We start from the raw sequence: 18,078 nt of genomic DNA on the forward strand, positions 1-18,078 counted from the left end.
CTTTGCGGCAGGATGGCCGGGGCGTGGGCAAAAGAAAAGGGCCGCCCGGAGGCGGCCCTGTCGCAGTCAGTTTCTATCGTGTTATTCGCGGTTGCCCATGAACGACAGCAGGAACATGAACATGTTGATGAAGTCGAGGTAGAGCCGCAGCGCGCCCATGATGGCGGATTTGCCGAGCCATTCCTGATCCATCGACATCGAATGCTGGATGTATTCGTTCTTGATGCTTTGCGTGTCATAGGCGGTGAGGCCGGCAAAGATCAGGATGCCGATCACCGAGATGGCGAATTGCAGCGCCGATGAGCCGAGGAAGATGTTGACGATCGAGGCCACGATCAGACCGATCAGACCCATCAGCAGGAAGGTGCCCATGCCGGAGAGGTCTTTTTTGGTGGTGTAGCCATAGAGCGACAGGCCGGCAAAGGCGATTGCGGTCGCAAAGAAGGTCTGCGCGATCGAGATCCCGGTGTAGATGGCAAAGATATAGCTGATCGACAGGCCCATCAGCGCGGCGAAGGTGTAGAAGAACAGCTGTGCTGCCGCAGCGGACAGGCGGTTGATCAGCGCGCCAAAGGCGAACACCATGATCAGCGGGGCGAACATCACCAGCCACTTCAGCGGGGTGCCGAAAATAGCGGCGAGCATCGCGTCATTGGTGCCAACAGCCCAGGCCACGCCGCCCGTCAGCACCATGCCGACGGACATCAGCCCGTAAACCTTGTTCATGTGGGCGCGAAGGCCCTCGTCCAGCTGGGCGGCGCGTACACCTGCGCCGGCTGTACGGATCGTTGTATAGTCAGCCATGTGATAGCCTCCGAATTGACCCCATGCCCCGCGCGGTTCGTCCGCACGGGATTTTATGGTCTTAATATCGGCAAGGATGCCGCCGGTTTCAAGGATTTCCGGTCCATAGCGGTGCCTAAAATCAGAGTTTTCGGCGATAGGTGTCGGTCAGGCCAGAATACGGCCGTTCCAGTTGGCGGGAATATCCCACATCGGGCGTTCGGCCTCGGTCACGGCCTGGTCACGGGTCAGGCCGATATCGGCCAAGGTGCGGTCGTCGAGCCGGGCGAGAAACTGGCGCTGGCGGTGCGCGGCAAGGGCCGAGCGCACGAGCGTCAAAAGGCGCGGGGCGCTGCCAGCCGACTGCACGCGCCGGGTGGCGATCGTGGCGGTGTGGAGCGAGGCAAACATGGTCTTTCCTTTCAGGGTCATCATCAACTGTGACGAAGCGCGCAGCGTTCTCAAATCACTTGCCTCTGATAGCCGAATCATCAACATTAGAAAAGTGAATGCTTTTGAACTCTCACATCAGGATTTGTGATATGGCCCGCAATCTGGACCTGACCGCGCTGCGGTCTTTTGTGGCGGTGGCCGATGCGGGCGGGGTGACGCGGGCCTCGGGGTTTCTGAACCTGACGCAATCGGCGGTGTCGATGCAGATCAAGCGGCTGGAAGAGATGCTGGGGGTCGACGTGCTGGACCGCTCGGGCCGGCAGGTGGCGCTGACAGCGGCGGGGGAGCAGTTGCTGGGCTATGCGCGCAGGATGCTGGCCCTGAACGACGAGGTGATGGAGCGGCTGACGCGCGACCCGCATGAGGGCGAGGTGGTGCTGGGGGTTCCGCATGACATCGTCTATCCGGTGATCCCGCAGGTGTTGCAGCATTTTGCCCGCAGCTTTCCCCGGATGAAAGTGTCGCTGATTTCCTCCTTTACCCGCGTGCTGAAAACCCAGTTTGGCCGGGGCGAGTGTGACATTATTCTGACCACCGAAGACGGGGTTGATCCGGGCGGGGTGACGCTGGCCGAATTGCCGCTGGTCTGGGTCGGGGCACCGGGCGGTGTGGCGTGGAAGGGGCGGCCGCTGAAGCTGGCCTATGAGCACAACTGCATCTTCCGGCAGGGCGTGCAGGCGGCGCTGGACCGGGCGGGCATCGCCTGGCAGATGGCGGTGGAAAGCGACAGCACCCGCACGATCGAGGCCAGCGTCAGCGCCGATCTGGCGGTGCATACCGTGCTGGCCGGATCGGAGCCGCCCTATGTGGAGCGGATCAGCCATGGCGGCACCTTGCCCGACCTGAAGCGGATGAAGGTCAACCTCTATGTCGCCGATCCGGCGCACAGCCCGGCGGTGCTGGAAATGGCGGCGATGATCCAGCGGGCGTATCAGGCGCGCGGCGTGGTGCGGGCGGTGGGATAAGCAGTCCGGGCGCTGCGCGCAGCGTCAGTCTTTGGCAGAGTCGTCCTTGGCAGGGCAGGATCGGCGGGATTTGCGCCACTGGTGCAGCGGCAGGGTGGGGTCGGGTGTCCAGCCCACACGCGTCTTGGCGACCGCGATCCGCTGTGTGCCGTAGATCGAGGCATGGCCCGAGGCGGCATAGGCGGTGAAACAGCCGATGGCCAACGGCACGGCATGGGTGGCGCCGAACAACTCGATCCCCATGATCATGCAGGCCAGCGGCGTGTTGGTCGCCCCGGCAAAGACCGCGACAAAGCCGATGGCGGCCATCAGGTCGGTGGGCACGCCCATCAGCGCGCCCAGTGCCACGCCAAGCGCTGCGCCGATGAAGAACAGCGGCGTCACCTCACCGCCCTTGAACCCGGCAGACAGGGTGATGACGGTGAACAGGAATTTCCAGAACCAGCTGGTGTAATCGGTCAGGCCCGGTTGCAGAAAACCGGTCAGTGTGGGATCGCCGGGGATCGCACTCCAGACGCCAAGGCCCAGATAGGCGCGGGTATCCAGCGCGTAGACCAGCCCGATGATCAGCGCCGAGGCGATGACAGGGCGCAGCGGCGCATAGGGCACAAAGCGCGTCCACAGCGCTGTCAGCCCATGCGACGCCTCGGCAAAGGCGCGGGCGCAGAGGCCAAAGGCCAGTCCGGCCACCGCGACCTTGGCATAAAGCAGGATGTCGACGCCGAACCAGCCGGTGATTTCGCTGGGGATAAAGCTGATCTCGTAATGCACATGACCGACGCCCCAGGCCAGCACGGTCCAGTGACCCACCAGCGCGGCCAACAGCGCGGGCAACAGCGCATCATACTGGATGCGCCCGATCATCAGCACCTCCAGCGCAAAGATCGCCCCCGCCAGCGGCGTGCCAAAGACCGCGCCAAACCCCGCCGCAATGCCGCAGATCAGCAGGATACGCATCGACGGCGCCTCCAGAGACAGCCGCCGCCCCAGCCCCCCGGCCAGCGCGCCGCCGATCTGCACCGCTGTCCCCTCGCGCCCGGCAGAGCCGCCGACCAGATGGGTCAGCACGGTCGAGACCAGAATAAACGGCGCCATGCGCAGCGGCACGCCGCCGCCGGGCTGGTGGATTTCATCCACGATAAGGCTGTTGCCACCACCCGACGCGCCGCCAAACCGCTGATAGGCCCAGACCATCGCAAAGCCCGCCACCGGCATCAGCCAGATCAGCCAAGGCAGATCAAAGCGGGTTTGTGTGGCCCATTCCAGCGACCACAGAAACAGCGCGACCGCCGATCCGACCGCGACCGACAGCGGGACCAGAACCGCCAGCCAGAATGCCAGACGGGACAGCTTGCGCCCTTGCCGGTGAAAAAAGCCGTGATCGCGCATACCCGTGTCTCCGCCGTTAGGTGCAGTCTTGTGCCAGATGGACCGCCGTTTTGTCTTACCTGCCCCATCTTGGCGGACAAGCCCCGGCTTTGGCTGGCGCGGGCCTTTGCGGCGTTCTGCGCAGAGCGGTCACGCCGGAGGAAGGCGTACGCAACTGTTTTGGGTCAGTTGCGGGCAAACGTAAACAAATCCCTAATCTCAAATGCCAAGGGGTTGATTTCAAAGGGTGCGAGCCTGTGTAACACAGTGGGCACGGGCTCTGCCATCACCCGTCACGCGATCCCGATCACCACCTTGCCCGTCGCCTTGCGCCCCTGCAGCAGGGCCAGCCCTTCGGGCAAGGCCTCCATCGGCAGGTGGTGCGAAATATGGGGGCGCAGGCCACCCTCGGCGTACCAGCCCATCAGGGTGGCAAGGCTTTGGGTGACCAGATGCGGCGCAAAGTCAAGGTAAGCGCCCCACCAGAAGCCGATGACCGAGATATTCTTGACCAGCAGGATATTGGCGGCGGGCTTTGGCACCTCACCCCCGGCAAAGCCGATGCAGAGCAGGCGGCCATCGGGGCGGGTGGCGCGCAGGGCGGCGTCAAAGCCGGGGCCACCGACCGCATCATAGACCACATCCACGCCGCCAAGCGCCTTGAGCTGGTCCTTCAGATCGGGCACGTCGCTGTCGATCAGGTGATCCGCCCCGGCTGCCCGTGCCACCGCCAGCTTCTCCGCCCCGCGCGCGGTGGCGATAACCCGTGCCCCCATGCGTTTGCCGACCTCCACCGCCGTCAGCCCCACACCACCTGCCGCGCCGGTGACCAGCAGCGTCTCGCCGGGCTGCAGGCGCGCCTTGTGCCAGAGCGCGAGGTGCGAGGTGCCGTAGGCGATCAGAAAGGCGCTGGCATGGTCATAGGGCATGGCACCCGGAACCGGGATCAGCCGGTCGGCGGGAAAGACGCCATATTCGGCCAGCCCGCCATGCCCGGCATAGCAGGCAACGCGGGTGCCGGGGGCAGGGCCGGTGGTGTCGGGGCCAAGGGCCACGACCTCTCCCGCCAGCTCCAGCCCTGGAGTAAATGGCAGCGGCGGTTTTGACTGATACTTGCCCTCGGCCATCAGCAGATCGGCAAAGTTCAGCGCGCAGGCGTGGATCCGCACCAGCGCCTGACCCGCAGCCGGGGTCGGGAGGGCGGCGTCAATCAGGCGGGCGGGGGTGGAGAGGCTGTCGATCTGCCAGGCGCGCATCAGGGTATCCTTTGGGGGGCTGAGGCAAGACTAATGCGGGGCGGCAGGCGGAACCAGTGGCAAGCGAGTCGCAGGGCTGACGGAGCCGCATTACCCGCCAATCTGCAAATCCGTCGCAAAATGCAAAGCAAAATGCAAAACACGCTGGGCGCGAGTGTCTGGCTTGCGTATTCTTCTGCAGGTAAGCCGGGGCCAATTTTGGTCAGTTGTGCAATTCAGGCAGCGTAATCGGGTTCACAAGGGGCAGACTGTGTAAAAATCTTGGCATGAACGGAAATTTCGTTGCGTTGGCACAAGAGTTGCTTGTGTATATGTAGGGGACTTACAGAGTCGGAGAGTCAAATGAAACACCCAGTCGACGCCCATGTTGGGAAACGGATCCGCCATCGCCGCTGGATGGTGGGTATGACCCAGCAGCAACTCGCGGATAAGGTCGGGATCAAGTTCCAGCAGATCCAGAAGTACGAAACCGGCATGAACCGCGTGAGCGCGTCCCGCCTGTGGGATATCGCCGAGACGCTGGGTGTGCAGATCTCGTTCTTCTTTGAGGGCCTGTCGGCAGAGGGTTCCGTGCCCGCCGCTGCACCCGCTGGCGATTTCTTTGCCGATAAGGAAGCGCTGGAACTGGTGCGGTCCTATTATGCGATTCCCGAAGCGCAGCGCCGCCGTTTGTTCGATCTGGCCCGCGTGCTGAGCGAAGCGGCCTGAGGCCGGGCCACAGTTGGCCCGGACCTGACGATGTTGAACTTGACCCCGGCATGGGGCGGCGGTAGCGCCTGTCATGCCGGGGGCGTGCATGCCCCGTGTGAATCGGGGACTTCATGGCCAATCTGAACACAGAGTTTCATCGTGATCTGATCGCAACCGCGCATGCGCTGGCAGATGCCGCGCGTGAGGCGACGCTTTTGCATTTCCGCAAGCCGGGCTTGCTTGCGGACAGCAAGGAAACCGCGCGGTTTGACCCGGTGACCGTCGCCGACCGGCTTGCCGAAGAGCGGATGCGGGCCATTCTGGCGCAGCGCCGGCCCGAGGACGCGATTCTGGGCGAGGAATACGGCGCAAAAGCGGGTACTTCGGGCCTGACCTGGGTGCTGGACCCGATTGACGGTACCCGTGGCTACCTGTCGGGCACGCCGACCTGGGGGGTGCTGATCTCGGTCGCCGATGAGAGCGGCCCGGTTTACGGCCTGATCGACCAGCCCTATATCCGCGAGCGGTTTGAGGGCGGCTTTGGTCTGGCCCGTGGGCAGGGGCCGTCGGGGGAGTTTGCGCTGGCCTGCCGGGCGGCGCGGCCGCTGGCAGATGCGATCATGCTGTCCACCTTTCCCGAAGTGGGCACGGCGGCGGAGCATCTGGCGTTCCGCCGGGTGGCCGACAGGGTGCGGCTGGTGCGCTATGGCATGGATTGCTATGGCTACGCGCTGATTGCTGCCGGGCAGATTGATCTGGTGATCGAGGCCGGGCTGCAGCCCTATGACGTGCAGGCCCCGATTGCGGTGATCGAGGCGGCAGGCGGCGTGATGACCGACTGGCAGGGCAACCCGTGTCCTCAGGGCGGGCAGGTGCTGGCGGCGGCCAACGCGGCGGTGCACGCCGAGGCGCTGGCGGCTCTGAACGGGTGAAAGGGGGCTTTCAGCCCCCTCGTCGCTGCGCTCCTCTCCCCCTGAGGATATTTTCAGACAGAAAATGGGATGGCTTGCGTTTTGTGAGCCGGTTTTGCTAATCTTTTCTTGCGGTGACCGAGTCCTTTCCCCTTCTGTCGGCCCGCCATAGGTTCCACCGAAGGGGCGGAGGAACCTGTTTTGCGTGATATTCTGATCAGGAATGCGGATGTCGTGGTGACGATGGATGCCACCCGCCGGGAGTTGGCGGGGGCGGATATCTTGCTGCGGGGCGGCGTGGTTGCGGCGGTGGGGCAGGGGCTGCCCGCCGATGGGGCCGAGGTGGTCGAGGCGCGGGGCTGCGTGGTCACGCCGGGGTTGGTGAACACCCATCACCATCTGTACCAGACCCTGACGCGGGCGGTGCCGGGCGGGCAGGATGCCCTGCTGTTTGGCTGGCTTAAGACGCTGTATCCGATCTGGGCGCGGTTCGGGCCGGAGGAGATGTTTGTCTCGGCGCAGGTGGGCTTGGCCGAACTGGCGCTGACCGGGTGCAGCCTGTCGTCGGATCATCTGTATCTGTACCCCAATGGCGCGCGGCTGGAGGATACGATCGAGGCGGCGGCCACGGTGGGTCTGCGCTTTCACCCGACACGCGGCGCGATGAGCATCGGCGAGTCGGATGGCGGGTTGCCGCCCGACAGTCTGGTGGAGCGCGAGGCGGCCATTCTGGAGGATATGATCCGGGTGGTGGATGCGTTTCACGATTCCACCGAGGGTTCGATGGTGCGGGTGGGGCTGGCGCCCTGCTCGCCGTTCTCGGTCAGCCGCGATCTGATGCGCGAGGCGGCGCTGCTTGCCCGTGACAAGGGCGTGATGCTGCACACCCATCTGGCCGAGAATGACGAGGATATCGCCTATTCGCTGGCAAAATTCGGGGTGCGGCCGGGGCAATATGCCGAAGATCTGGGCTGGACCGGGCCGGATGTCTGGCATGCGCATTGCGTCAAGCTGGATGCGGGCGAGATTGATCTGTTTGCCCGCAGCCGCACGGGCGTGGCGCATTGCCCCTGTTCCAATTGCCGCTTGGGCTCGGGGATTGCTCCGGTGCGCGCGATGCGCGATGCCGGGGTGCCGGTGGGCCTGGGCGTGGATGGTTCGGCCAGCAATGACGCGGGCAACCTGATCAATGAGGCGCGGCAGGCGCTGCTGTTGCAGCGGGTGGCACGTGGCGCTGATGCGATGAGCGCGCGTGAGGCGCTGGAGATTGCCACGCTGGGCGGGGCGCAGGTGCTGGGGCGCGGCGATTGCGGCGCGCTGGTGCCCGGCAAACGCGCCGATGTGGCGATCTGGGATATCAGCGGGATCGAGGCGGCAGGGTCGTGGGACGCTGTGGCGGCGCTGGTGCTGTGCGGGCCGGGGCGGGTGCGCGATCTGTTTGTCGAAGGCCGCAGAGTGGTTGCCGGGGGGCAGATGGTTACTGTAGAGCTTCCCCGGATCGTCGAGCGGCAGACCGCTTTGGCGCGCAAGCTGAGGGACTAGCATGGCACATGATTTCGAAGCGCAGCGGCGCGAGACGTTTGACAGTTTTGCCGAGATGAAAAAGGGCGGGGCCACGTTGCCGCAGATGTCGCTGGTGGAGTTCTATCTGCTGGCGGAAAGCGACGAGGCGAACTGGAAGGTTTGCGAAAAAGCGTTGCAGGCCAAGGGCTTTTCCACCCAGCGGGACACGGACGAAGACACGCTGATCGTCACCACCAAGACCCCGTTGCGCATCACCCCCGAGGTGGTGTGGGAGGAAGAGCGCAAGGTGAGTGAGATTGGCGTCGCGTATGATTTCCTGCCTGACGGCTGGGAATTCGGCTTTGACTGAGCGGTTGCGGGCCCCGGCATGTTCGGGGCCTGTGCCGACTTTTCGGGTGCTGATCGCCATTGACGCCGGGTGCATCGACAAAACGCGCTGACGGCCCGTCCGGGGTTTCGAAAGACCATTTTGCGTCAAGCGGTTGCGGCCGGCCTGCGTGATGGGAAGACGTGATGGCCTGCGCAGGCCTCTCTGCGTCTGGCCCGGACAGGTTGCTCTTTGTCGTGGGCGGGCGACAGAAGGGGGCTGGCAATGTGTCAGGGCGCCGCCTTTGGCCTAATCAGCCCCATCGCCTTTGTAGCGATGGCCAGCCGCATCGGTCATGATCTGGAGCCGGCACAGCGTGTTGGCCCCGGATGTTGTTGCAGGACAACGATGGCCCTTCGGGGCAGGGCTAGAGTCTCATCAACACCCACACTGATGAGGAAAGCCCGATGTTCACGCGACGCACTGCACTTTTGGGCGCGGCCCTGATTGCCGCTGCCCCTTTTGTTGTCAAATCCGTCAAGGCCGAGGAGGTGATGGACACATCCGGCGCCGCGCCGGTCGATCTGTCCAGCCTGCCACGCCGCAAGGTCAAGCTGGCAAGACCACCCTTTGTTCATCCGCATGAACAGGTGGCGACCGAAGGGCCCGCGATCATCGAATTCGAGCTGAAGATCATCGAAAAGGAAATGCAGGTCGACGAGGATGCCTGGGTACAGGCAATGACGTTCAACGGTTCGGTGCCCGGCCCGATGATGGTGGTGCACGAGGGCGACTATGTCGAACTGACCCTGTTCAACCCGCCCGAAAACATGATGCAGCACAACATCGACTTTCACGCGGCGACGGGTGCTTTGGGCGGTGGCTCGCTCACGCTGGTCAATCCGGGTGAAAAGGCGGTGCTGCGGTTCAAGGCGACCCGTCCGGGCGTGTTTGTCTATCACTGCGCGCCTGGGGGGCCGATGATTCCGTGGCATGTGGTGTCGGGCATGTCGGGGGCCATCATGGTGCTGCCGCGCGACGGGTTGAAGGATCATCTGGGAAATCCGGTGTCTTATGACCGGATCTATTACATCGGCGAGAATGACTTCTACATTCCGCGCGGGCCGGACGGTGCCTATATGCGGTTTGCCGATGCGGGCGAAAGCTATGCCGACACGCTGGAGGTGATGAACCGGCTGATCCCGTCGCATGTGGTGTTCAACGGGCGGGTCGGCGCGCTGACGGGCGACAGGGCACTGGAGGCCCAGCAGGGCGAGGCCGTGCTGTTTGTTCACAGCCAGGCCAACCGCGACAGCCGACCGCACCTGATCGGCGGGCATGGCGATCTGGTCTGGGAGAGTGGCAAGTTCAACAACCTGCCCGAACGCGATCTGGAGACATGGTTCATCCGGGGCGGATCGGCGGGGGCCGCGCTGTACACCTTTTTGCAGCCGGGGGTCTATGCTTATGTCAATCACAACCTGATCGAGGCGGTCAATCTGGGGGCCACCGCGCATGTGATCGTCGGGGGCGACTGGAACAACGACCTGATGGAACAGGTGGTCGCGCCGTCCGAATATGATGTTCTGCATGAAGGGCGCACAGCGCTGCCATAGCGGCGGGCGCATGCTGGCGGGGTGGCCTGTCGTTTCAGGCCGCCCCGTCATTTTTTCATGATCTGGAGGCGGTGATGAAACGCAGTCTGGCCTTCGGGCTTTTGGCCCCTGTCGTCCTTTTGGTCACTGGCACCATTCTTTATACGCCACAGCCAGAGCCGACAGTGGCTCTGCCCGAGACGGTGCATATCGCAGCAGGCCGGCAGGCCTATCGTCCGCCGGGCGAATTCCGTCAGGGCACCCGGATTGTCGATGCCCCGGTCGGGCAGATGGATGTCGCTGCGCTGGACATCATGAAACATCATGTGTCGCAGGCCGACTACGCCCGATGTGTCGCAGCCGATGCCTGCGCCCCCGCCCCGTCGAACGGGGTGAGCGGGGTGGCGCAAACCTTTGTCAATCATGCCGACGCCACCGCTTATGCCCGCTGGCTGTCTGACCAGACCGGCGAGGTCTGGCGCTTGCCGACCGATGCCGAATGGCTGCGGGCGGCAGCGGAGCGGGGTTTTGACGAAGGTTTTGCCGAAGAGGCCAGCGGGTCAGACCCTTCGCGCCGCTGGATCGCCAGCTACCGCCGCGAGGTTGCCCTGCGGGGTGAGGCCGATCTGGCGCTGCACCCGATGGGCCATTTCGGGGTGAACGCGCTGGGGATTGCCGACATTTCCGGCAATATCTGGGAGTGGACAGAGACCTGTTTTCAGAATGGCACCCTGACGGCGGATGGCAGCAGCATCACCGCGCAGTCGACGTATTGCGGCGTGCGGGCTGTGCAGGGCAAGCATCGGGCCTTTGTCATCGACTTTATCCGCGATGCCCGCTCGGGCGGCTGCGCCGCGGGTGTGCCGCCGGATTATCTGGGGTTCCGGCTGGTGCGGGACTAAGGTCGGACCGTTGCAGATACAGGAAAAGGCGGCCCGACCGGGCCGCCTTTTGTCTTGCGGGCGTTGGTGTTACTGCGCGACCTTACTGCGCGACCTGTTCGAACAGTGGTTCGAACCTTTTCTTGGCCTTGCCCTTTTGTATCACGGCAGCGGCGGCTTCCAGATTGACCGGGGCATCCGCCTGAATCAGCGCAATCATGCCCATGGAGTAGTGCGGCGTGCATTTCACGCCATAAAGCCCTTCGGCTGTCAGGGTCAGGACATAGTCATCGCCCATACCGCTTTTGAATGCTTCGACGCCTTCCGGAAGCATCCCTTTTATGCCCTCGACATTGTGGCCTTTGTCGGTGGAGACGAAGGTGATGGTGTCACCCACGGCGGCCTGCACAAAGGCGGGCTCATACACCATCGCGCCATCGTCCCCCTTGTTCAGCATCTTGACCTCGAAGTTTTCGGCATTGGCCGCCGAAGCCAGCATAAGGGCGGCAAGGCTGGCGGTGATCAGTTTCGGGAACATGTCCTGTCCTTTCAGGTGATTGGTCTTGCCCCCGTTCTAGGCTAAGCTTGCCCTTGGATCGTTGTGCTGTCACAACATTGGAGGCATCGCTTGCCCAAACTCGACGAAAGCCTTCTGGTAAATCTGCCGCCGTTCCGCAGGCTCTCGCGGCCCCAGATCCGCGAGATTCTGGATGCCGCGACACCGCTGCGGTTCGATACCGGCGTGGCGGTTTTCAGCGAGGGGCTGCCGGTGGAGCGGTTCTTTCTGCTGCTGGATGGCCATATCCGGGTGGTGCGGACCACGCCCGGTGGCGACCAGATCATCGCGTTGCACATCGCGCCGGGGCAGTTGTTCGGCATTGGCGCCGCCATCGGGCGCAGCACCTATCCGGCCACCGCGATGACGGCGGATGATTGCGTGGCGCTGGCCTGGCCCAACCGGATGTGGCCGGTCTTTGTCGAGACATACGAAGGCTTTGCAACCGAGACCTACAAGGTCGTGGGCGACCGGGTGGGCGAAATGAACAACCGTATCATCGAGATGGCGACCCAGCAGGTCGAACAGCGCATCGCCAATGCCATCCTGCGGCTGGTGACGCAGGCCGGGCGCAAGGTGGAAGGCGGGATCGAGATCGGCATGCCGATCACCCGGCAGAACCTGTCCGATATGACCGGCACGACGCTGCACACCGTCAGCCGTCTTTTGAGCGGGTGGGAGCGGGACGGGATCGTGCTGTCAGAGCGGCGCAAGATTACAGTGACCGCGCCGCACCGTCTGGTGATGCTCAGCGGGGGTGCGGGGTAGGGTTACGGCGGGCCGGGTTCGGCAGGGTCAGGACTGGCGCAAGACGGACCGCAAAGAGTGCGAAACCGGCGATCCACAGCGTGGCCGCCAGCCATAGCCCCGGCTCTGACGGCACGGTTACGCGCACCAGCGCCGCGCCCAGGACACAGACAAAGGCCAGGGTCAGCGCCCGGCCTGCCTTTAGCTCGCGCCCGGTATGGCCCAGCGAGGCGCGGCTCATCACCGCCAGAGTCATGCCGCCGATGGCACCTATCCCCAGTAGGTGCAGAGCCACGGCAATGGGCAGGTTGCCCAGCACCGCCATGCCAAGCGCCACCAGACCCGCCGGAATGAAGGCATAGGCCAGATGCAACATCAACAGGATCGCGGACCGCCAGACCCGCCACCCGCGCCAGCGTGCCAGACGCAGGATCTGACCTGCCCCGGCCAGAATCAGCGCGATACCCGTCACCTGCGCCTCGGGAAAGGCGACCCAGCACAGAAGCGCCGCCAGCATCAGCACCAGACTGGCAGCGTCGAACCGGCCAAACGGCAGGGGCAGGGGCCCCGGCCCGGCTTTGGCCAGCCAGTTGCGGGTGAAACTGGGAATGATCCGCCCGCCGATCAGCCCGATCAGCAGGACCACCATTGCAAACCCCAGCCGCCGTCCATAGCCGGCGGTGCCGGTCTGTATCACCTCAAGGTGAAAGGTGATATTCGCGGCGAGATACAGCAGCACCGGCACGACCACGCGCAGATTGCTCCAGTTCCGCCCGGCAATGATCTCGACCGAGACCATTGCGCCAATGGCCAGAAGGAAAGCGCAATCCAGCGCCATCACCGCCAGCGGACTCAGCCCGAAAAGCCCGGCGACCGCCAGCCGCCCGGCCATCCACAGGGCGGCCAGCAGCAGCAGCGGCCAGCCACGGGTCGGCATCCGCCCTGTCCAGTTCGGGATCGCCGTGAACAGGAACCCCGCGACCACAGCCGAAGTATAGCCGAACAGCAGTTCGTGGATGTGCCAGTCGGTCGGGGTGAACGGCCCGTCCAGCATCACGCGCCCGGTCCAGACTACCATCCACAACGGGATGACCAGCGCCGCAAAACAGCCGGCCAACAGGAACATCGGGCGGAACCCATAGCTGAACAGGGCAGGGCCGGTGTAGGTTTGATGGGACCGCATATCGGCTTCCTTTGTCAACTCAGGCCACGGTTGCCGCCTGCAGCGCGGCGCGAAAGGTGATCTCATCCAGCCCGTATTCGGCGCAGGCGTCGATCACTGTATGAAACGGCGCGATGGGGCAGCCAAGGCAGGCCATCCCGTGCGCGCGGAAGACGGCGGCCACCTCGGGCCAGTGTTGAAACACCAACCGCAGCGATAGGTCTGGGTCATCCAGTCTGGGCCCGCGCATCGCGCCTCCGTCTTGGCAGTCGTGCCATGCGGTCACTTTCCGGTGGCGAATGTCTTTCGTCTTTGTGCTGGCACAACGTTTGGCGACACGGGGGCCTGTAATCCGGCCCTATCCGCAACAATCGCCAGGACCGACCATGTCAGAGATCCTTACGAAGTCACGGGCCAGGAACATCTTTTACGGAGGCTCGTTGTTCTTCGTCGTGGTGTTCGTGGCCATGACGATCCACTCCCACCGCTATGTCGTGAATGTTTCCACCGCCGGAATGCCGCTTTCGCCCGAGGTCATTCTGGGCAAGCATGTCTGGGAACGGCACAGCTGTATCAACTGCCACACCCTGCACGGCGAGGGCGCGTATTTTGCGCCTGAGCTGGGGAATGTCATGACCCGGTGGGGTGTGATGGACGACCCGGAAACAGCATTTGAAACGCTGGATGGCTGGATGGCGGCCCAACCCAGCGGCATCGAGGGCAGGCGGCAAATGCCGCTGTTCAAGATCACCCCCGAAGAAATGCGCGCTTTGGCCGAGTTTCTGCGCTGGGCCGATCAGACAGACACCCAAGGCTGGCCGCCCACGGATGCGGGCTAGGAGCAAACCATGAAATATCAAACGCAAAAAGTGGCTTACGCCTATTTCCTTGTGGCCATGGGCCTGTTCGGCATTCAGGTGCTGGGCGGATTGCTGGCCGGGTGGGTTTATATCTCACCCAATACTCTGTCCGAGGTGTTGCCGTTCAACATCATCCGCATGATCCACACCAACGCGCTGATCGTCTGGCTGCTCTTGGGCTTTTTCGGCGCGGCGTATTTCCTGATCCCGGAAGAATCCGAGCGGGAAATCTGGTCGGTGAAGCTTGCCTATCTGCAACTGATCATTCTTGTCGTCGGCACGCTTGGCGCGGTCGGCAGCTATCTGGTCGGCATCCACGGCGGGCGCGAGTTTCTGGAGCAACCGCTCTGGGTCAAGTTCGGCATCCTTGTGGCGGCGGTGATCTTCCTTCTGAACATTTCGGTGACCGTGCTGGCGGGGCGCAAGACCGCGATCACCGGGGTTTTGCTGACCGGGCTGTGGCTGTTGTCGCTGTTGTGGATTTTTGCCTTTATCAACCCCGACAACCTGAGCCTGGACAAGATGTACTGGTGGTTCGTCGTTCACCTCTGGGTCGAAGGCACATGGGAGCTGGTGATGGCGGCCATCCTCGCCTTTCTGATGCTGAAGCTGACAGGCGTTGACCGCGAAGTGGTGGAAAAGTGGCTCTACGTCATCGTCGCCACCGCGCTGTTTTCGGGCATTCTCGGCACCGGCCACCACTTTTACTGGATCGGCCTGCCGGAGTACTGGCAGTGGACCGGCTCGATCTTTTCGGCCTTCGAAGTGGTGCCGTTCTTCGCGATGATGTCTTTTGCCTTCATCATGGTTTGGAAGGGGCGGCGCACCCACCCCAACAAGGCCGCTCTGCTCTGGGCATTGGGGTCGGCTGTTGTGGCCTTCTTCGGGGCGGGTGTCTGGGGCTTCCTGCACACGTTCCATGGCGTGAACTTCTACACTCACGGCACGCAGATCACCGCAGCCCATGGCCACCTTGCCTTTTACGGCGCCTATGTTGCGATGAATCTGGCGATCATCACCTATGCCATGCCGCTCTTGCGGGGCCGCGCGCCCTATAATCAGGTGCTGAACATGGTGTCGTTCTGGCTGATGACCGGCGGCATGGCGTTCATGACCTTTGTGCTGACCTTTGCGGGCACTATCCAGACCCACATGCAGCGCATTGTCGGCGACTATTACATGGATGTGCAGGACCAGCTGGGTCTGTTTTATGTGATGCGCTTTGGGGCGGGCATTGCGGTGGTGCTGGGGGCGATCCTGTTCATCTACAGCCAGGTCGTGGTGCGGCGTGAGGTGATCACGCCGAACACGATGCCCGAACCTGTGGGAGAGGCATCATGAACGCCTTGTCCCCGGACCGCTCGGCCCCGTTTTACCGACCCGTCGCGCAGGAGGTCGCGCTGTTTGAAGCGGCCTATGCCAACGGTCTGCCCCTGTTGCTCAAGGGGCCGACCGGCTGCGGCAAGACGCGCTTTGTGGAACATATGGCGGCCCGTCTGGGCCGCCCGCTGTACACGGTTGCCTGCCATGATGACCTGTCGGCTGCGGATCTGATCGGGCGTTACCTTTTGCGCGGTGGGGCAACCGAATGGGTCGATGGCCCTCTGACCCGCGCCGTGCGGGAAGGGGCGATCTGCTATCTGGATGAGGTGATCGAGGCGCGCAAGGATGTGACGGTGGTGCTGCACCCGCTGACCGACAACCGCCGCACCCTGATGATCGACCGCACCGGCGAAGAACTGGTGGCCCCGCCCGGCTTCATGCTGGTGGCAAGCTACAACCCTGGCTATCAGAACATCCTGAAACGGCTGAAACCCTCGACCCGGCAGCGGTTCCTGTCGATCACCTTCGGCTTTCCCGATGCGACAACAGAGGTGGCCGTGGTGGCGCGCGAAAGCGGTCTGGATGCCACGCGTGTGGCCCCCTTGGTGCGGCTGGCCGGGCATATCCGCGCGCTGTCGGGGATGGATCTGGAGGAAGGCGTCTCGACCCGTTTGCTGATCTACGCCGCCAGCCTGATCGCAGGGGGGATGCCGATCGAGCGGGCCTTGCAGGCCGCTGTGGTGGAACCGCTGACCGATGAGCCTGATGTGGCACAGGCGCTGCGCGACGTGATCGCAAGCGTGTATGGCTAAGCCATGACCTTGCATCCGATGGACCTGATGGAGCCGGAAGAAACGGTGGGCAACCTGTGGCACGGGGTTGCCCAGCGGCTGGCGCCGGTCGCAGGCTACCCGGCCCATGCCGTGGCACTGGAAACGGTGCGGCCCGGCGTCACGCTGCTGTTCCGCGCGCTTGGCGGCAAGCCGGGGGTCGAGATTGCCGTCAGCCCCGCCACCGCGTCGCGCCACCGTCGGGGGATGGGCGCATTGCTGGCCGATGCGCGGGTGATGGAGCATGTGGCGGCATTTGACGGCACAACCCTGCGTCTGCCGCCGGTGATGGATACTTTTCCGACCGCTGATCTGAACCGGGTGGCCTATCTGTGGCTGGCGGCTTTGGCTGCAGTCTCCGAACCCCATGCGGCTGCGGGCGATGCCTGTGTAGCCGACCTGCGCCATCTTGCCGAAATGGCAGCGGCAAGCGCGCGTGCGCTGGCGCTTTGTCCCGGCCTGCGCGCCACGCATGCCGCCTTTTGCGCGCATTTGCTGGGCGTGATGCCCGATTTTGCCGCAACAGCGCCCGAACGCACGGTGGCCGCCCATGCCCGCGCCGTGTTGTCTGGCGTGACGCCGCCAGCCATCAACCCCGGCCCGGCCCCGCGCGGTTATGCGCCCTTTGCCCCCGTGCCGATCTGGCTGCGGCTGGACCGTGCCGCACCGGGCCAATCTGCCACCCCGGCAGAAGAGGCGATCAGCGCCCCGCCCGGACTGGCGAGCGCCACCCGCAAACAGGGCAAGCGCGAGGAGAACGAACAGGCCAACCGCACAGACAGTTTCATCATGCACCGGTTCGAGTCGATTTTCTCATGGGTCGAAAGCATGGGCCTGAACCGTGCCACCGATGACGACGATCTGGAAAACGCCCAGAAAGCCGCCGAGGATCAGGACCATATCGCCCTGACCAAACACCACAAACGCGCTGCAACGCGGCTGCGCCTGCACCTTGACCTTGCCCCGCAGGACGCCGACCACGAACGGCTGTCCGATACCTTTACCTACCCCGAATGGAACCACCGCGCCCGCGCCTACATGCCAGACCATACGCGCGTGCTGGAGGTGGAGGGTACGCAAGGCGAAGGCTTTATCCCTGACCCGCATCTGATGGCACGGGTCAGGCAGCAGTTTCAGGCACTGCACCCCCGCCGCATTCTGCTGCCACGGCAGGTGGACGGGGCAGAGCTGGATCTTGACGCACTCATCGCGGCACAGGTCGCGATCCGCACCACCGGGCAGGGCAGTGACCGCATTTTTCGCAATCTGCGGCATGTGGAACGGGATCTGTCGGTGGCGATTCTGATGGATTGCTCGCGGTCCACCGAATCCGTTGTCGGCAGCCGCAGCATCATCGACACCACGCGTGAGGCGCTGGCGGCATTGGCGGGTGGCATCGACGCGGCGGGGGACCGGCTGGCGATCTGGGGGTTTTCCTCGCTGCGCCGTGACCGGGTGTTCCTGACCCGCTGCAAAGGGTTTGACGATTCCATGACACCCGAGGTTACAGCCCGCATCGGTGGCATGCGCCCCGGTCACTACACCCGGCTTGGGGCTGCGATCCGCCATGCCTCTGCGCAGCTTGCGCAAGAGACATCGGCCCGCAAGCTGGTGCTGGTTCTGACCGATGGCAAGCCCAATGATCTGGATCATTACGAGGGCACGCATGGCATCGAAGACAGCCACATGGCCGTGCGCGAGGCCCGCCGCGCGGGGCAGGCGGTGCATGGCGTGGTGGTCGATGCCGACGGGCAAGACTGGTTTGCCCGAATCTTCGGCCGCGCGGGGTTTACTCTGCTGCCCGACCCGGCCCGCCTTGGCCGCGCTCTACCCGACATTTACCGTTCCCTTACGCAGGAGACCTGAC

At 63.9% G+C, this 18,078-nt stretch carries 19 protein-coding genes; 12 read left to right on the forward strand and 7 right to left on the reverse strand.

From position 1 onward, the window contains the following. Positions 1-81: 81 nt before the first annotated feature. Positions 82-804 carry a Bax inhibitor-1/YccA family protein gene (locus tag D1012_RS02315; protein ID WP_118149698.1) on the reverse strand — a complete coding sequence of 241 codons (723 nt, stop codon included), beginning with the start codon at positions 802-804 and terminating at the stop codon, positions 82-84. A gap of 147 nt (positions 805-951) precedes the next feature. Beyond that, positions 952-1,215, reverse strand: coding sequence for a DUF1127 domain-containing protein (locus D1012_RS02320; protein WP_435530891.1), 264 nt, complete (start codon positions 1,213-1,215; stop codon positions 952-954). Positions 1,216-1,325: 110 nt separating this feature from the next. Between D1012_RS02320 and D1012_RS02325 the strand changes: the two genes are divergently transcribed. Continuing rightward, positions 1,326-2,201, forward strand: a complete 876-nt coding sequence (locus D1012_RS02325; protein WP_118149699.1) for a LysR family transcriptional regulator — start codon at positions 1,326-1,328, stop codon at positions 2,199-2,201. 24 nt (positions 2,202-2,225) lie between these two features. Here the strand turns inward: D1012_RS02325 and D1012_RS02330 are convergent, their stop codons facing one another. Continuing rightward, positions 2,226-3,590, reverse strand: a complete 1,365-nt coding sequence (locus tag D1012_RS02330) for a voltage-gated chloride channel family protein (protein WP_118149700.1) — start codon at positions 3,588-3,590, stop codon at positions 2,226-2,228. A gap of 272 nt (positions 3,591-3,862) precedes the next feature. Next, positions 3,863-4,825, reverse strand: a complete 963-nt coding sequence (locus D1012_RS02335) for an NADPH:quinone oxidoreductase family protein (RefSeq protein ID WP_118149701.1) — start codon at positions 4,823-4,825, stop codon at positions 3,863-3,865. A 342-nt stretch (positions 4,826-5,167) separates the two neighbouring features. Between D1012_RS02335 and D1012_RS02340 the strand changes: the two genes are divergently transcribed. From D1012_RS02340 to D1012_RS02365, 6 genes are all read left to right on the forward strand, one after another. Further along, positions 5,168-5,533: a helix-turn-helix domain-containing protein gene (locus D1012_RS02340; protein ID WP_118149702.1), complete on the forward strand. Its 366-nt coding sequence runs from the start codon at positions 5,168-5,170 to the stop codon at positions 5,531-5,533. Positions 5,534-5,646: 113 nt separating this feature from the next. Beyond that, positions 5,647-6,447, forward strand: coding sequence for an inositol monophosphatase family protein (locus D1012_RS02345; RefSeq protein WP_118149703.1), 801 nt, complete (start codon positions 5,647-5,649; stop codon positions 6,445-6,447). A gap of 180 nt (positions 6,448-6,627) precedes the next feature. Next, positions 6,628-7,968 (forward strand): 8-oxoguanine deaminase, encoded by a 1,341-nt coding sequence (locus D1012_RS02350; RefSeq protein ID WP_118149704.1) that lies wholly within the window; start codon positions 6,628-6,630, stop codon positions 7,966-7,968. A 1-nt stretch (position 7,969) separates the two neighbouring features. After that, positions 7,970-8,299 (forward strand): ribonuclease E inhibitor RraB, encoded by a 330-nt coding sequence (locus tag D1012_RS02355; RefSeq protein WP_118149705.1) that lies wholly within the window; start codon positions 7,970-7,972, stop codon positions 8,297-8,299. Between the two features lie 425 nt (positions 8,300-8,724). Then, positions 8,725-9,873 carry a copper-containing nitrite reductase gene (gene nirK / locus D1012_RS02360; RefSeq protein WP_118149706.1) on the forward strand — a complete coding sequence of 383 codons (1,149 nt, stop codon included), beginning with the start codon at positions 8,725-8,727 and terminating at the stop codon, positions 9,871-9,873. A gap of 74 nt (positions 9,874-9,947) precedes the next feature. Then, positions 9,948-10,754: an SUMF1/EgtB/PvdO family nonheme iron enzyme gene (locus D1012_RS02365; protein ID WP_118149707.1), complete on the forward strand. Its 807-nt coding sequence runs from the start codon at positions 9,948-9,950 to the stop codon at positions 10,752-10,754. 82 nt (positions 10,755-10,836) lie between these two features. Here the strand turns inward: D1012_RS02365 and D1012_RS02370 are convergent, their stop codons facing one another. Further along, positions 10,837-11,271 (reverse strand): pseudoazurin, encoded by a 435-nt coding sequence (locus D1012_RS02370; protein ID WP_118149708.1) that lies wholly within the window; start codon positions 11,269-11,271, stop codon positions 10,837-10,839. Positions 11,272-11,361: 90 nt separating this feature from the next. Between D1012_RS02370 and D1012_RS02375 the strand changes: the two genes are divergently transcribed. Continuing rightward, on the forward strand, positions 11,362-12,057 hold the full coding sequence (locus D1012_RS02375) for a Crp/Fnr family transcriptional regulator (protein WP_118149709.1): 696 nt from the start codon (positions 11,362-11,364) through the stop codon (positions 12,055-12,057). Here the strand turns inward: D1012_RS02375 and D1012_RS02380 are convergent. Together D1012_RS02380 and D1012_RS02385 are read right to left on the reverse strand one after the other, a co-directional pair. After that, positions 12,038-13,219 (reverse strand): NnrS family protein, encoded by a 1,182-nt coding sequence (locus D1012_RS02380; RefSeq protein WP_118150035.1) that lies wholly within the window; start codon positions 13,217-13,219, stop codon positions 12,038-12,040. The two genes, D1012_RS02375 and D1012_RS02380, sit on opposite strands and share 20 nt — an antisense overlap. Positions 13,220-13,238: 19 nt before the next feature. Beyond that, positions 13,239-13,448: a DUF1858 domain-containing protein gene (locus tag D1012_RS02385; protein WP_118149710.1), complete on the reverse strand. Its 210-nt coding sequence runs from the start codon at positions 13,446-13,448 to the stop codon at positions 13,239-13,241. A 136-nt stretch (positions 13,449-13,584) separates the two neighbouring features. Between D1012_RS02385 and D1012_RS02390 the strand changes: the two genes are divergently transcribed. Genes D1012_RS02390 through D1012_RS02405 form a run of 4 tightly spaced genes read left to right on the forward strand, consistent with a single transcriptional unit; the run spans position 13,585 to position 18,077 of the window. After that, the gene (locus D1012_RS02390) at positions 13,585-14,037 is read left to right on the forward strand and encodes a c-type cytochrome (protein ID WP_118150036.1); all 453 of its coding nucleotides are present in this window, start codon (positions 13,585-13,587) and stop codon (positions 14,035-14,037) included. 9 nt (positions 14,038-14,046) lie between these two features. Further along, positions 14,047-15,399: a cbb3-type cytochrome c oxidase subunit I gene (locus tag D1012_RS02395; RefSeq protein WP_118149711.1), complete on the forward strand. Its 1,353-nt coding sequence runs from the start codon at positions 14,047-14,049 to the stop codon at positions 15,397-15,399. After that, positions 15,396-16,193, forward strand: a complete 798-nt coding sequence (locus D1012_RS02400) for a CbbQ/NirQ/NorQ/GpvN family protein (protein WP_118149712.1) — start codon at positions 15,396-15,398, stop codon at positions 16,191-16,193. The genes D1012_RS02395 and D1012_RS02400 overlap by 4 nt, the downstream gene beginning before the upstream one ends. 3 nt (positions 16,194-16,196) lie before the next feature. Continuing rightward, a complete protein-coding gene (locus D1012_RS02405; RefSeq protein ID WP_118149713.1) occupies positions 16,197-18,077 on the forward strand; it encodes a nitric oxide reductase activation protein NorD in 1,881 nt (626 codons plus the stop codon). Position 18,078: the final 1 nt, after the last annotated feature.

This window comes from Pseudotabrizicola alkalilacus (assembly GCF_003443995.1).
Taxonomy (GTDB): domain Bacteria; phylum Pseudomonadota; class Alphaproteobacteria; order Rhodobacterales; family Rhodobacteraceae; genus Pseudotabrizicola; species Pseudotabrizicola alkalilacus.

Bases quoted from the DNA above. Each gene is read 5' to 3' on its own strand.
- D1012_RS02355 (WP_118149705.1), top strand. From the start codon at position 7,970: ATGGCACATGATTTCGAAGCGCAGCGGCGCGAGACGTTTGACAGTTTT.
- D1012_RS02370 (WP_118149708.1), bottom strand. From the start codon at position 11,271: ATGTTCCCGAAACTGATCACCGCCAGCCTTGCCGCCCTTATGCTGGCT.
- D1012_RS02315 (WP_118149698.1), bottom strand. From the start codon at position 804: ATGGCTGACTATACAACGATCCGTACAGCCGGCGCAGGTGTACGCGCC.
- D1012_RS02340 (WP_118149702.1), top strand. From the start codon at position 5,168: ATGAAACACCCAGTCGACGCCCATGTTGGGAAACGGATCCGCCATCGC.
- nirK (WP_118149706.1), top strand. From the start codon at position 8,725: ATGTTCACGCGACGCACTGCACTTTTGGGCGCGGCCCTGATTGCCGCT.
- D1012_RS02380 (WP_118150035.1), bottom strand. From the start codon at position 13,219: ATGCGGTCCCATCAAACCTACACCGGCCCTGCCCTGTTCAGCTATGGG.
- D1012_RS02395 (WP_118149711.1), top strand. From the start codon at position 14,047: ATGAAATATCAAACGCAAAAAGTGGCTTACGCCTATTTCCTTGTGGCC.
- D1012_RS02320 (WP_435530891.1), bottom strand. From the start codon at position 1,215: ATGACCCTGAAAGGAAAGACCATGTTTGCCTCGCTCCACACCGCCACG.
- D1012_RS02405 (WP_118149713.1), top strand. From the start codon at position 16,197: ATGACCTTGCATCCGATGGACCTGATGGAGCCGGAAGAAACGGTGGGC.
- D1012_RS02345 (WP_118149703.1), top strand. From the start codon at position 5,647: ATGGCCAATCTGAACACAGAGTTTCATCGTGATCTGATCGCAACCGCG.
- D1012_RS02330 (WP_118149700.1), bottom strand. From the start codon at position 3,590: ATGCGCGATCACGGCTTTTTTCACCGGCAAGGGCGCAAGCTGTCCCGT.
- D1012_RS02400 (WP_118149712.1), top strand. From the start codon at position 15,396: ATGAACGCCTTGTCCCCGGACCGCTCGGCCCCGTTTTACCGACCCGTC.
- D1012_RS02365 (WP_118149707.1), top strand. From the start codon at position 9,948: ATGAAACGCAGTCTGGCCTTCGGGCTTTTGGCCCCTGTCGTCCTTTTG.
- D1012_RS02325 (WP_118149699.1), top strand. From the start codon at position 1,326: ATGGCCCGCAATCTGGACCTGACCGCGCTGCGGTCTTTTGTGGCGGTG.
- D1012_RS02390 (WP_118150036.1), top strand. From the start codon at position 13,585: ATGTCAGAGATCCTTACGAAGTCACGGGCCAGGAACATCTTTTACGGA.
- D1012_RS02385 (WP_118149710.1), bottom strand. From the start codon at position 13,448: ATGCGCGGGCCCAGACTGGATGACCCAGACCTATCGCTGCGGTTGGTG.
- D1012_RS02335 (WP_118149701.1), bottom strand. From the start codon at position 4,825: ATGCGCGCCTGGCAGATCGACAGCCTCTCCACCCCCGCCCGCCTGATT.